At 44.4% G+C, this 14,412-nt stretch carries 9 protein-coding genes; 6 read left to right on the top strand and 3 right to left on the bottom strand.

From position 1 onward, the window contains the following. On the top strand, window positions 1-4,243 hold a 4,243-nt coding region (locus tag V3V99_04360; GenBank protein MEE9441880.1), incomplete at its 5' end, for a FlgD immunoglobulin-like domain containing protein. Between the two features lie 78 nt (window positions 4,244-4,321). On the opposite strand, the gene V3V99_04355 is transcribed toward V3V99_04360, so the two are convergent. Both V3V99_04355 and V3V99_04350 read right to left on the bottom strand, forming a co-directional pair. Then, complete coding sequence (locus V3V99_04355) at window positions 4,322-4,792, bottom strand: 23S rRNA (pseudouridine(1915)-N(3))-methyltransferase RlmH (GenBank protein ID MEE9441879.1); 471 nt, start codon at window positions 4,790-4,792, stop codon at window positions 4,322-4,324. Then, complete coding sequence (locus tag V3V99_04350; GenBank protein ID MEE9441878.1) at window positions 4,793-5,191, bottom strand: secondary thiamine-phosphate synthase enzyme YjbQ; 399 nt, start codon at window positions 5,189-5,191, stop codon at window positions 4,793-4,795. It lies immediately after the preceding gene. Between the two features lie 174 nt (window positions 5,192-5,365). On the opposite strand from V3V99_04350, the gene V3V99_04345 reads away from it, so the two are divergent. Continuing rightward, window positions 5,366-7,978, top strand: a complete 2,613-nt coding sequence (locus V3V99_04345) for a protein kinase (protein ID MEE9441877.1) — start codon at window positions 5,366-5,368, stop codon at window positions 7,976-7,978. Window positions 7,979-7,989: 11 nt separating this feature from the next. Here the strand turns inward: V3V99_04345 and V3V99_04340 are convergent, their stop codons facing one another. Further along, window positions 7,990-9,579, bottom strand: coding sequence for a sigma-54-dependent Fis family transcriptional regulator (locus tag V3V99_04340; GenBank protein ID MEE9441876.1), 1,590 nt, complete (start codon window positions 9,577-9,579; stop codon window positions 7,990-7,992). A gap of 369 nt (window positions 9,580-9,948) precedes the next feature. On the opposite strand from V3V99_04340, the gene V3V99_04335 reads away from it, so the two are divergent. From V3V99_04335 to V3V99_04320, 4 genes are read left to right on the top strand one after another with little or no spacing between them, the layout of a single operon-like run. Further along, window positions 9,949-11,184 carry a hypothetical protein gene (locus V3V99_04335; GenBank protein MEE9441875.1) on the top strand — a complete coding sequence of 412 codons (1,236 nt, stop codon included), beginning with the start codon at window positions 9,949-9,951 and terminating at the stop codon, window positions 11,182-11,184. Between the two features lie 4 nt (window positions 11,185-11,188). Next, window positions 11,189-11,845 (top strand): hypothetical protein, encoded by a 657-nt coding sequence (locus tag V3V99_04330; GenBank protein MEE9441874.1) that lies wholly within the window; start codon window positions 11,189-11,191, stop codon window positions 11,843-11,845. A gap of 41 nt (window positions 11,846-11,886) precedes the next feature. After that, window positions 11,887-12,441: a hypothetical protein gene (locus tag V3V99_04325; GenBank protein MEE9441873.1), complete on the top strand. Its 555-nt coding sequence runs from the start codon at window positions 11,887-11,889 to the stop codon at window positions 12,439-12,441. A 19-nt stretch (window positions 12,442-12,460) separates the two neighbouring features. Continuing rightward, window positions 12,461-14,410, top strand: coding sequence for a hypothetical protein (locus V3V99_04320; GenBank protein MEE9441872.1), 1,950 nt, complete (start codon window positions 12,461-12,463; stop codon window positions 14,408-14,410). The last annotated feature ends 2 nt before the right edge of the window (window positions 14,411-14,412 follow it).

Genomic DNA, 14,412 nt, shown 5'->3' with positions numbered 1-14,412 from the left:
TGATGGTATCGGTTCGCAATGTTTCCTGCCCGCCGATGTGGATTCAGCCCGCTATGTATTTGAATACATGATTTTCGATAATTGTCTTAGAGGCGAACCGCCTGCCAAATGCCCGACTGATTCTGTAATCATAACCGTGATAATCGGTACTCCGCCGTCGATAGAATGTCCGCCGTTGACGAATATAAATCTGTGTGCTCCTGAATCGGTCTGTCTGCCTTTGAATATATTACCGATAGATGCTAATATCACAATCGCCGAAGAAGGCGCGACATATGAGAACGGTCAGCTTTGTTTCTACGCCGACCAGAGCGGCGTTTATACCTTTAATGTTACCGCCTTGAATGACTGCGGCGAGTCCACCTGTCAGGTCGTTTTTGATGTGACCATTGGTACGCCGCCAATTATTGATTGCCCGACCGAAAATATACTCGTAAATCAATGTCAACCTGATTCAGTATGTATACCGTTGAATATTATCCCGAGCGATGCCATAGTTACTTTAACCGGAGATGATGCTATATTTGAAAACGGCGAGCTTTGTTTCTATGCCGATCTATCTCGAGTATATACTTTTGATGTCATGGCTTCCAATGAATGTGGTGATACCTCCTGCCATATAGTGGTTGATGTAACTATTGGTACTCCACCGACTATAGACTGCCCAACCGAAGAAGTAATTGTTAATCTCTGCGCTCCTGATTCGGTTTGTCAGACATTGAGTATTTTACCGGTTGACGCTATTGTTACCATCGCCGAAGAGGGTGCGACATATGAGAACGGCGAGCTTTGTTTTTATGCCAGTCAGACCGGATTCTATACATTTAATGTTACCGCCTTGAATGACTGCGGCGAGTCCACCTGCCAGGTTGTCTTTGATGTCACGGTCGGTACGCCGCCGTCGATAGAATGTCCGCAACCGCAAATAGTCAAACTTTGTGGGCCGGGTTACATGAAAGCCTATATTGGTCAGTTCGCTCCGGATATACAGATTTCGATTACTCCGACAGTTGAGAGAGTTAATGATTCCGTTATATTCTTTGCCGAATCGCCGGGCGAATATTGCTTTGAAGTTCGGGGTGAAAATGAGTGTGGATTTGATGTTTGCACTTTCTGTGTTACCGTCGAATTCGATTCGCTTCCTGTAATATCTATCCCCGATACGGTCGTGTCCCTATGTCAACCGGAGGAGATTTGTTTGCCGGTTACGTATAACGATCCCGATGGAAATATTTCCGAAGTACGCGCGCTCGATCCCTATACAATCGTGAATGATGCCGTATGTTTCACTCCCGCTGAACCGGGAGTGTATGAGATTATAGTCTCGGCGAAAGATGAATGCGGTAATGAAGCGTTCGATACGGCCACTGTTATCGTAACAATGAATGAACTTCCGACCGTTTTAATTGAGGATACAGCAGTATTTAATTGCTACGCCTCTGATATTTGTCTTCCCGTGACATTTGGTGACGTTGACGGCGAGATTGACTCAATTGAAGTAGAAGCCCCTGCCCACTATGATGCCGATAATCAGCAAGTCTGCTTATATGTGGACGCTCCTGGAAATTATGAAATCAATATCGCGGTGTATGATGACTGCGGCGCCATGGCTGCCGATGTTGCTTTGATAACCGCCTCGTTCAACTCGCCTCCCAAGCTTGCCGTGGGTTCATATCCTAATACCGCCTGTGAACTCGAGGAAATCTATGTTCCGGTAATGCTCACCGATATTGACGACAATGTCGTCTCTTTGACCGCTGTGAGTAGTTGTGGCGAGGAAATTACATTTAATGAAATTGACAGCAGTTTCTACTGGACTCCGTCCGCCTTTAGCGGGTGTAATTTAACTTTTACGGTTACGGATGAATGTGGCGAGACCGATGTTGTCATCCTCGATATAGTGATCGAACAGAAACCTCAGCCGCGTGCGATATGTCCCAATGATACAATATTATTTATTTGCGAGCCGGGCCAGAAATGTATGGAACTTGAAAATATTCCCGGTGTCAACATTAATATTGTTCCCGAGACCTTTGTTTATTCTTCCGAAAGTAATACCATTTGCTATTTCGCCGACGGAAATCGAACCGACACGCTGATGATTATTGACGCCAATGAATGCGGTGCCGATACCTGCAGTTTTGTCATTGAAACAAAATTGAACTCTCCGCCGATTTTCTCGGGCAATATAAAGCCGTCTCAGGAAACATTCTGCGACAGCCTCTATCTATGTCTGGACATTGGCGTTGACGATCCGGATGACAATATGAAAGACATTTATACCGAAGGTGGATGTCCGGGTGTTACTTATAATGAAGAAACCAAACAACTATGCCTGATGATTCGCAAAGAAATTCATTGTCAGATCGACTTAATCGCGGTTGACTCCTGCAACGCCTCGGCTAGAATAAGTATCCCGATCGACGCCGTTCCGGACAAACCGCCTGTTATCGACTTCCCCGATATCGAAGGAATCGTTCGCTGTCCTACCGATGAGGAACCAATTGTAATATCGGATATCTGCGTAACCGATCCGGATTTCGGCGATGTAACCCTGGCGCTTGATTCGGGATTGGGTGAGTTTGCCTTTAATCCGATTTCGGGATGCGGAACCCTGACATTTGTACCTCCGGCGAATGATTCGGTTGAATACTGTTTCAAATTCAAGGCCACCGATGACTGCTCCGAATCCTATAAAACATATTGTATCAAGGTCTATCCCGCGACGATTTGCGAAACCTGTATCCATGTCTCTATCGAAGGTCCGCCCAAATGCGTTAACAATGGAGCGATCTCGACGGTTAACGTTACCGTCGATGCCATTGAAAATGTGGCAGCCTTCGATATCTTGCTATCTTACGATGCCACCGTGATATACTTTTTAACCGCCGATCTTGGCACGGCTATCAACGGCTGGGAATTTTTCACCTATCGATATGGCAAAGACGGTAACTGCATAGGAGGAACCTGTCCTTCAGGATTATTGAGGCTGGTGGCTATCGCTGATGTCAATAACGGCCCGTTGCATCCGCCGCAGGATCAATATTACCCCGCCGGTGTGTTGGCGTCGGTCACGTTCAAAGTATCTTCCGATGTAAATATCGGAGGCCAGAATGTCCCTGTCAGCTTCTTCTGGTTTGATTGCGGAGATAATACGTTCTCGGATATTTCCGGGCAATATCTCTATCTGGATAAATTGGTGATAAGCCGTGAAGGAAATATTATCTGGGATGAAACCAACGACGATGTTTATCCCGAATTTGAACGTCCCTTCGGAATCGGCGCATCTGATGAATGCGTAAAAGGATTGAAAGATCCGCCGATTCGATGCATTGATTTCAAAAATGGCGAATTTTGCATTATCCATCCTGATTCGATTGACGCCCGGGGAGATATCAATCTCAATGGTATCGCCTACGAAATCGCTGACGCTGTTTTATACACCAACTTCTTTATCAGCGGGCTGAAAGCCTTCCGAATTTCTCCTCCGGCCCAAATCGCCGCGTCCGATATCAACGGCGACGGTCTTCCATTGACAATTGCCGACCTGGTGCACCTGGTGAGAATTATCATTGGGGATATTTCGCCTATGCCGAAATTTTCGGCGGTTGAAATAGAGGTGCCTGTTACTTTCAATCGAAAAGATAATATTTCCACCGTTTCCATCGATTCGCCCGAATCAATTGGCGCTGCCTTACTGGTCTTTTCCTATCAGGGAGATTCTTTTGCCGAGCCGGAAGTCATCAATAAGGCCGAAAGCATGAGTATGCTGACCGGGTTTAATGATTATGGTGAATTCAGAGTTCTGCTCTATAGCCTGCAGGCGGGACATATGATTGAAGCCGGAGAATCTGAACTGGTGAGTATAACCGTGCCAGAAGGTGTCGAGCTCAAGCTCATCGATGTTGAAATAGCTGATTATTACGCCAATGCGATGATGGCGTTAATAGATAATCAGGCTCTACCGAACAAGTTGGCCCTGTCGCAAAATTATCCCAATCCGTTTAATCCGCGCACCTCGTTTACGCTAACCATGCCGGAAGCGTCCGATTATGAGGTAATAATTTATAACGTTACCGGACAGGCGATAAAAACCTGGACCGGGTACGGTCAGGCCGGACAGCATCATTTCGAGTGGGACGGCACCGATTCGCATGGAGCCTCAGTTTCATCAGGCATATACTTATACAAAGCTTCCGCTGCGGGCAGTCAGGAAATTCGAAAAATGGTGCTTTTGAAATAAAGAAGCGAAAAACACCCCATCTCAATGCGGAGCCCGTCTGTTAAGGCGGGCTTTGCTTTTTTAATATAATATCTTAGTCTATTTATGATAACTGCCGCCGGCGTTGATATTTAAGACCCGGTATAATTGCTCAAGCAACACCAATCTAATGATTTGATGAGACATCGTTAGTGACGACATGTTCAGGATATAATCAGCCTTGCGTAAAATATCATCCGAAAGTCCAAATGGTCCTCCGATAATAAATTCTAATGTTGAAATTGATTGATTTTGCCATTGAGATATCTTTTCAGCCAATTCCATTGTATTCAAAACCTGACCTTTGAGATCGAGAACGATTATAAAACCGTTCTTCAAGCGCGATATAATTCGTTCACCCTCTCTGATTTTGGCCTTAAGTATATCTGTTGACGAATTATACTTATCTTCGGCTATAATCGAAAATTCCAGGCGGGCGTATTTTTTAATCAACTTCGAATAATGATCGATGGCATCATTGACCCAGCTATCCTTATCCCGCCCAACTGTTATAATGTGAATTTTCAGCATCTATCCCTCAATTATCTTAACCCAGACTTTTCGTGTCCGGGGGCCGTCAAATTCGCAAAAGTATATATCCTGCCACGTGCCCAGCATCAATTTACCATTGTTTATAATTACCGACGCCGATGAGCCCATCAGGCTCGCCTTAATATGTGCCGGTGAATTTCCCTCGCCATGCCGATAATTTCCTGCCTGAGGAATTAATTTATCAAGATGCGTCAGGATGTCGCGTTTGACATCCGGGTCGGCATTTTCATTTATGGTGATCCCGGCGGTGGTATGAGCTACATACATGGTGACAACACCATTTTTTATATTTGACTCGGTGACGATGTTTTGAACCTGGGATGTGATATCAATAAATTCACAAGTCGATGATGTGGGAACCGAAATTGATTTCAATATATCGTTTTCTCCAATTATCAATATGGCAAAAAGATAAGGGGCAAAAGATTTTGGAACAAGATAAATCATGTCAAATATGATATTTGCAAATCCACTTTCAAATCATATATTAGACTTTACATCCTGAAGATAACTTCATTATCTTTAATTGTCTGTTTAACCGAGGGAATGCATATGTCGGATTTGCACATGAGCCAGAATGACGGCGAAGATTTTCGCCCGGGAACCGAATTAGGGAATTATCGTATTGTCTCCAAAATCGGATCCGGAGGGATGGGCGACGTTTATCTGGCCGAAGATGAAAAGCTGAATCGCCGGGTGGCTCTTAAATTTCTCTCTCGCCAATTTGTAACGGATTCAACATTCAAAGAAAGATTTTTACGAGAGGCCCGAGCCGCCGCCTCTCTGAGTCATCCCAACATTATAACCGTGCATGAAGTCAATGAATTCAAAGGACGGCCTTTTATTGCCATGGAATATGTTGAGAGTGAGTCGCTCAAAGAATATATTAAGGATAAATCTCTTGCCTTTGATAAAATATTCGACATTGCCAGCCAGGTATGCCGCGCACTTTCTGAAGCGCATGAGAAGGGTCTGGTTCATCGCGATATTAAACCTTCAAATATTCTAATTGATGCGCAGGGGAGGATTAAAATCGTTGATTTCGGGCTGGTACATGCCGTCGGGGAAACGACGCTCTCCGGAGCCGGCTCGACGATGGGCACCATCAGCTATATGTCTCCGGAACAGGTAACGGGCGGGGATATATCGGGCTCATCCGATTTATTTTCTCTGGGCGTGGTTTTATATGAGATGGTCACGGGAGTACGGCCGTTTCAGGGTGATTACGAAGCCTCTGTTATTTATTCCATAGTCAATGAAACCCCGAAAGCAATCACTGAACTCCGAGACGATGTTCCGCCGCATCTGATAGATACAATCGATAAATTGCTGAAAAAGAACCCGGAGGAACGATTCGAGAACGCAAGCGATGTCGTCTCCGCGCTGAAAGAGGAAGGTCATTTTGAATTGGATTCAACTCGCGAGTTGGATATAAAAATCAGTAATAAAAATATCAGGATTGGCTACCTTTTACTCGCCGTTGTTATAGCCATTTCGGCAATTATTTATATTATTGGCGATCAGAAGGCGACAGATATGGCAATGGGTTCCAAAAAAATCGCGGTCTTGCCGTTTGAGAACCTGGGCGATCCCTCCCATCAATATTTTGCCGACGGCATAACCGATGAGATTACCGCCAGACTGGCAACGATTCAGGGACTTAAGGTCGTTTCCCGTACAAGCGCCATGCGGTTTAAGGATTCGGATCAATCAATTAGCAGCATTGGCAAAGAATTAAAAGTAGATTATTTACTGATTGGGACTATTCGCTGGGAACAATATGAGGAAAGCCTGCGGGTACGGATAATTCCTCAACTGATTAAGGTTGAAGATGATACTCATATCTGGGCCGGACGGTATTTTCACACTCTGACAGATATATTTTCGGTTCAGATTGATATAGCGGAAAACGTCGCGAAAACTTTAAATATTGTGATGCATGAATCCGGACAGGATGCTCTCAAGGAAATTCCCACACATAATATAGAAGCTTATGATTACTATCTGAGGGGTAATGATTACTTCCATCGTAGTTGGGACCACGACGATATATTAATCGCGACGCAAATGTATCAAAAAGCGGTTGAACTTGACCCGGAATTTTCGCTGGCCCATGCCATGCTTTCTCGGGGACACGAAAGTCTTTTTTGGGAAGGGTATGACCGCACCGAAGAGCGCTGCGGCAAAGCCCGCGAGGCGGCATCCCGTGCTTTGGAATTACAACCGGCTCTTCCCGAAGCGCATCTGGCTATGGGGTATATTTATTATCATTGCGATATGGTTTACGGCCGAGCCATACAGGCGTTCGCCATGGTCATTCAAAAGTTGCCCAATCAGGCCGACGCCTATAGTTCGCTTGGAGCGGTTCAAAGACGTCAAGGCCAATTCGAAGAAGCGATTAATAATTTCAAAAAATCATTTGAGCTCGATCCGCTTTCAAATCTCAAAGCCTTCGATATTGGTTTAACACTCGGGCTTATCCGTAATTATGACGAAGCCCGGGTATATTTGGAAAAAGCGGGTGCCCTGGCTCCCGATTGGCCCCTGCCGTGCATTTACAAAGCCTGGTTGGATATTTTTTCTAATGGAGATGCGGAAAAAGCGAAAATTGAACTTAGCAAATCGGCTCATCGTGTGGATATGTCTCGCTCGCAGTATTACTGGTGGTTGCTGAGATTGGTTGAACCGAATTTGGGCAAAATATTGGAAAAGACTCAGCCCGGAACCGATGCGGTTGCATTCTATCTGCACCAAGCCCGGATATACAGGCTTCTTGAACAATATGAAACGGAAAAGCAATTTGCTGATTCGGCTCTGATTCTATTGGCACAGAAAGAAAACGGCGCCGGATTCGATGCCCGCTATCATAGCCAACTAAGCATGGCCTACGGCGCGTTGAGACAAAAAGACAGCGCCTTGTACCACGGTCAGATGGCGCTTGAACTTTTACCGACATCAAAGGACGCATTTGACGCGCTATTCCTGGTTGTGAATATGGCGGAAATTCTGGTGATTTTTGAAGAGTATGACGTCGCTGTCGAGCGACTCGAACATCTTTTGACAATTCCCGGATTTGTCTCCAGGCCATATTTGAAAATTGATCCCTTATGGAAACCCCTCGAAAATCATCCCCGTTTTAAGATAATTATTTCTGAATCAGAATAGAATGAAATTTATCAGGATTTGTGATCATCCCGAGTAGATATTCCGTATCGTGCCATTTTATCTTTTAATCCTTTGCGGGTCAGGTCAAGTATTTTGGATGTCCTTAAAATATTTCCATCGTTTTCGACCAATGTCGCTGTGATTACGCTGCGCTCGATATCCTCAATTAGATTTTTAAGCGGTCCTCGATAATCATTATAAGATGTGTTGGTGGCATCTCGTTTTAAAATTTCGGGAGAAAGATGTTTAATATCAATTTTCCCGTCGCTATCACCTAATACCAACGCCCGTTCAATTTCGTTTTCGAGTTGTCTGACATTACCCGGCCAACTGTACTTTATAAGGGCGTCGAGAGTTTCCTGAGTAATCGACGGTTCATTCAGAGATAATTTTTCCTTTAATTTCCTCATGAAATAATGAACCAGAAGGGGAATATCGTCACGGCGATGCGACAGGGGAGGAAGTTCAATCGTGAAGGTATTTAACCTGTAAAATAAATCGCGGCGGAAATCACCTTTTTCGATTTCTTCACTCAAATCCCGATTAGTGGCTGATATCACCCTGACGTTTACTGTTTCGGTTTTTGAAGCCCCGACCGGCCTGATTTCACCGTTCTCCAGAACCCGTAAAATGGCGACCTGAGTCGTTAAAGGGGCTTCACCGACTTCGTCTAATAATATTGTGCCGCCATCCGCTTCGCGAAACAGGCCGGGTTTATCTCGGTCAGCTCCCGTAAAAGCTCCCTTAACATATCCGAATAATTCAGCCTCAAGAAGCGATTCTGTTTTAACGCCGCAGTTTTTGACGACAAATGCTTTGTCCCTACGATTGCTGTTATAATGTATAGCCTGGGCGATGAGCTCTTTTCCCGTTCCGGTTGGTCCGGTAACTAACACCGGAGAATCATTGGTAGCAACTTTTGACGCCATCGTCAATACCTTTTTCATTCCGGATGATTTACTGATGATGTTTTCAAAACCAAAATTCGATTTCAATTCCGCGCTCAAACGAATGTTTTCATCATGTAACTTTTTCCGGGATATTTCTAAAAGTTTGGTTTTGGCCGCCAATTCTTTTAAAAGGATGGCGTTACTGAGAATCTGAGCTGTTTGAGATGTGATGATTCCGGTGACGCGGCTGTTGTCATCCGAAAAAGGAGATTTATCTTTACCCTTAACCAGGGTCGTCAATCCGATGATTTTCCCCCGTGTAACCATTGGACAGCAAAGAACGGAAATATGCCGACCGCCAGAAGAAGATAAGCCGGTAACCCTTGCATCGGTCTCGATATTTTCCGATAAAAATATTCGCTTATTTCTTATGACCCATCCGGCGATTAAATCCGGTACCTTAAAAGAATCGTCCGGATTTTCGGAGTCTCCCGCTCGCACTACCGTATCGGGATCGGCGCTGAGTTTTTCTTCCGCCAATAGATTGACCACACCTTCATCAGCGTCGGTCAAATTTATGAGCTCATCGATAATAATCGACATGATATGATTGATCTCAGAAACCCGGCAAATTTTATCCATTGTTCGATTAATACATTTCAGTTCATCGAACGCGGATTGCAAGCTTTTTGATTCTTCATTATCGGGCATGATAGCCTCCACTAAGAGAGCACAGACTAATATAGACTTTCAATATCGACAGGTCAAACCATATTCCCCGATGGTTACTTTCTACCATTTGCGTTCTTGATTTCAATTCGTTGATTGATAATTGATTAGTCTTTTTCAAGCCAAAAGTTCTTTACATTTGAAAAGTGAGTGATTACTTTATACTCATTAAGACAACCGAACCCGTTTTTTGATTCACATCCACAACCAATTAAATCATAACAACTTGCCGTGCATCAAAGTCCCATTTGAGTTTTGGCATCGGTCTTGCAAAAGCAACGAGTAGTTCGCACGTTCTTTGGAAAACAAAACAGGTAACAAATCAAAAAGTTTGATGCAGGGAGGAAAATTATGTATCGAGCAATCACAATTCTAATCACACTTTCCATGTTTTTGCTTATCGTCGGATGTGAAATCGGAGTAGAGCCGGTACCCGCAACCGAAGATTCGATTGAGCAGGAAGCGGCCCGTCTCAAAGCCGCCGCCTATAATTATGAATCATATCCCGCGCCCGACCCGCTCGTTACAGTTGGACTCGGTTCAGAGTCATTGACTCTCTGGCCATTCACCGGAAGTGAATTCACCAGTCAGGGCCACGATCCTATCAACCTGATTTTTGTCGGCGAAGCCGATCCGCGGAATATCATGGCGGCCTTGATGTCTCTCGACGGTGACCGTACGGCTCTCGGCATGCCCGATCAGCCCCCGTTTAATTGCCGATGGACTGATGCTATCGGAGACGTTCAGGCGAGCTATTGCGAAGCGGACGGATGGACTCCGGGAGTAATTCAATTAGAATGCGGTGATTTTCAAACCGCCCGGTTTCATTTGCGCCTTTTTAAGATGGGTAACTGGACGGTCGCTAATTGTCATTTTGAAGTTCTTATCCCCGGTACGACCGATCATCAGGTGTTAAGCTGGGAACTGGCCGAGCAATTCGTGACTGGCGATTTTATGCGCAGTCAGCTTCTGGATGAGACTCTGCCGATGATGCCTTCCGGACCCATTAATCCAACGCCTTCATATCGCACAATTCCGGCTGTGATCTATAATGAATTGCCTATAGAACTGCAAATGCTCGTTACCGGTCAAGCTGGTGATGTCACTGAAGATGTTCCGATAGCAACTGACGGTGAGGCGATGATCTTTAATTTAGCCAATAAAGTTGATTGGCAGGCCGATTCCCGTAATCAGGATTTTGTGATTAATTTTGGACAGGTTATTCCCAAACCGTTTTGTTTATCCGGTCCTTATGATTATCTATTAGTTCAGGGACCGGTACATTTAACACAAACCGTTGATATTTCCAAGCAAGGGACATACAGAATGTCATTCCGCGCCAGCGGTGAATTGACGGTCGCGCCATATGACGTTATAATTGGCGAGGTAGTTGGCGAACCGCTGCCGGCCAAAGTATTCGAACGTCATAACGGAACGGAAACCGGATATTTCTCAACCGTTACTAGTTTGCTCTATCAGAAAATTTTACCGGCCAGCGAAGAAGAAGGCAGATTGTTCAAGATGTTGCGCGTTGATTCGCGGGGGAACAATTACTTTTACGCTTTTGAAGAATGTGAATCGGAGTAGGGGGATGGCTCGGGGGAATCCTGACAAATGGCCGTCGATTGAAATATCGACGGCCTGCCCGAAAGGCAGGTGGATGATGAAATCGATTCTTAATATAAAAGCTCAATCAAAGACAGCCTCACTCTTTTTGGCGCTTGTGATTCTAATGGGCGCCTATTGCAATGCTCAGAATGATCCCTATGAAATCATAGAAGAGAAATCACGTAGCAAAGCTATTCAGCTTTCTTTTTTGGGAACGGTTTTACCTATTGCTGCCGGAATTCCATTTCTTGGTCACGGTAAAGAAGTTGGAGCGGCAAATAATGTCGCCGGGTTATCCATTATGGGACTGGGGCTGTTCATAGGTCCTTCATTAGGCCATTTCTACGCTGAAAACAATTCGCGGGCAATAGGTGGAATCGGAATCAGAGTATTTTCAGCCGGATTAGCAGTATATGGATTGAGTACGATTGATATTTTTGGCGATGATAACAGCGGTGGGGGAGGACTATTTTTATTGGGAGGAATTGCCTGCCTCGGCAGCACCGTTGCCGATATCGCCAAAGCAGGCAAATCAGTTGATTCATACAATAAATCTCATGCGTCGCATAATTTGTCAATCCATCCGACCTATTTCGCCAATGCCAATACGCCGGGTTTGAATGTGACGTTGACTTTTTAATAATATAATTATTTTTTGACTGAGTAGAGGAGGATAGGCTTATGTTAAGGATTATTATAATACCTGGAGTAGCAATCATTTTATCATTACCCGGAGCGGTAAAGGCTCAATTCACATCGAATTGTCTCGACAGCGTACAAAAGATTATCGGTCTTGACAAAAGGGTGAAGATATACACGCGCGATAGTCTTGAGCATTCCGGCCGGCTTATGTCGGTCAGTTCGGAAAATTCTCTATTGATGATTTTTCGTACCGATGTAATCGAAAATACGACTCCATTTATTGATTCATATTCTCAAACAACTATCTCCAGCCAGACAATTGAAGGAGATCGGATTATCAAAATTGAATATTACCGTAAGGGAAGAACGCATCCGGCCCATGTAGTGGTCGGATTTTTTCTTGGAGGAGCCGCCGGACAATTGATTGAAATGGCTATCGATCCCGGATATGATTACGCCTTGTTTCCCTTCAAAAGACCGAAGGCATATACTCACGGTCAATGGATAGGCGCCGCGGCAGGAACCCTGGCCGGAATCTTTTTACCTATGTTGTTTCACACCTCACGGACATTGGAATGCGATAATAAGAAGTGATAATAAAGGAGTAATAGTCATGTTGACCTTTATAAAAATTATATCAGCGATAGCAATTATAGCCGTTACTCTCTATGGATGCACCATATTGGGGCTGGGTATTGGCGCGGTCGTTGATGCTGGTAAGCCCGATTACCGCTCAATTCCGGGTTGGGATTTGCATGCAGTGAAACCGGGCAGTTATATGAAATTGTATCTCATGCGGGGAGATTCATTGAGTGGCGAATTCATGGGATTGTCATCTGAACGGACGAGTGATTATGGAAAGAAAATTGAGCGGCTCAAAGCCGACCACGAAGATACTCTCCTTCTTCCAGAACTGAATGAAGTTTTCGATATATATTTAAAATCAGGTCATAATCTAAAGAAAAGATTTCTTGGCTTTGACATTCTCTATACATCTATGAAAATTCCGAAAGGGGAGAATCCCCAATCAAGATATCCGGATTTGTATTGTCTGGTCGTACAAAATATTTCAGACTCTGCTACAACCAAGTTATTCATTAGAGAAATTGACAGTCTTGTCGATCCAAATGGTAAATCTATTCCCGGCGCTAACTTTACCTCGGCGGCTTTTAGCAATCGCTTGCCGCTCTTATCGAGCATTACCATTCGTGACGGTAATAATGTCTATTCAACACCTCTCGATGAAATCCAAAGTATTGATATTCCCAGAAGTAAAAACGCCAAATGGTATGGAATGGGAATCGGCTTTCTGGTCGATGTTACGGCAGTGATTCTTATCGCTGCGACCTGGGACGGTATGGGTTCGGGAGCTACTATTGAAACTTCCGGGGATGGAGTAATGTCCTGTCCTTTTGTCTATAGCTATGACGGCGTTGATTACAGGATTGATTCTGAACCCCTGGCGACAGCAATATTTGAAACTGCTCAAAGAGACGATTGGGATAATTTACGGTTTTTGCGTGAGGTTGAAGGGCAATATCGAATACGCGTAACCAACGAATTAGACGAAACCCAGCATATTGACCAGATGATGCTGTATATTATTGATTGTGATGAGGGACAACAAGCGATACCATCGTACGACGGTTATATATCCATAATTAATAATCCACAGCCTCCGATAAGCGCGGTTGATTTCGGTGGAAACGAAGTGTTATCCATGATTGAAACCGATGATGAAAAAATGTGGATTAGCAGTCCCTTTAATTTCGATCCGGATGATGATAGTCAGATTCGTAATGGAATTATTTGTGAATTCAACAAGCCGGATAACATAACCGAAGCCACCATGGTTTTCAGCCTGAGAAATACTTATTGGAGCGGTCATCTTCTGGGAAAGTTTTTGAGCCTTCACGGTCATCAAATTGATGAGTGGTATGAGACTATAAATACTTCGCAGGATGCCCGAAATCAATTCTATGGGGCCGTGCGCCGCGAAACGATGCTCCAATTCGATATCTGGGACGGAACAACATGGCGTACGCATGATTTCATTCCTGACGTCGGTATAGCGGTTAACAAAGAAGTAGCCATCCCAATTAATCTTGAAAACATTTCAGGAGATAATCTCAAAATTAAGCTGGAATCCACGGTTGGTATTTGGGCGGTAAACTCAGTCGGAGTCGATTTTTCCGATTATGAACCTTATACACCGATTGAGTTTCGTCCTCGAAGTGCCGTTGACCAAGACGGTAACGATATTACCGAGCTTCTTCTTCATAAGGATAAGAAGTATTATCATATGCCGACCAACGACGACAGGGCCGAGATTGTTTTTGATGCTTGGCCGCTTCCCGAGGGAAAATCACGATCCATTTTATTAAAAACAAACGGATACTACAATATTAAGGTGAGTGGTCAGGGTGAACCCAGTAGAGAACTTATTTCCAATATGCTAAATGAAAAAGGCGCTTTTGGAAAGTATTCACTGCGGCTGTTGAATAAGTATCTCCAAAATGCCCTTTTGCATAAAAACACCATTGAAGAGAAAGATGAGGGTTAGAA

It is taken from the genome of Candidatus Zixiibacteriota bacterium, from assembly GCA_036480375.1.
GTDB lineage: Bacteria > Zixibacteria > MSB-5A5 > GN15 > JAAZOE01 > JAZGGI01.
This window is presented reverse-complemented; position numbering and strand designations above follow the sequence as displayed.

Coding starts and splice junctions, on each gene's coding strand:
- V3V99_04355 (MEE9441879.1), bottom strand. CDS start 4,792: ATGCTGAAAATTCACATTATAACAGTTGGGCGGGATAAGGATAGCTGG.
- V3V99_04345 (MEE9441877.1), top strand. CDS start 5,366: ATGTCGGATTTGCACATGAGCCAGAATGACGGCGAAGATTTTCGCCCG.
- V3V99_04340 (MEE9441876.1), bottom strand. CDS start 9,579: ATGCCCGATAATGAAGAATCAAAAAGCTTGCAATCCGCGTTCGATGAA.
- V3V99_04335 (MEE9441875.1), top strand. CDS start 9,949: ATGTATCGAGCAATCACAATTCTAATCACACTTTCCATGTTTTTGCTT.
- V3V99_04330 (MEE9441874.1), top strand. CDS start 11,189: ATGGCTCGGGGGAATCCTGACAAATGGCCGTCGATTGAAATATCGACG.
- V3V99_04325 (MEE9441873.1), top strand. CDS start 11,887: ATGTTAAGGATTATTATAATACCTGGAGTAGCAATCATTTTATCATTA.
- V3V99_04320 (MEE9441872.1), top strand. CDS start 12,461: ATGTTGACCTTTATAAAAATTATATCAGCGATAGCAATTATAGCCGTT.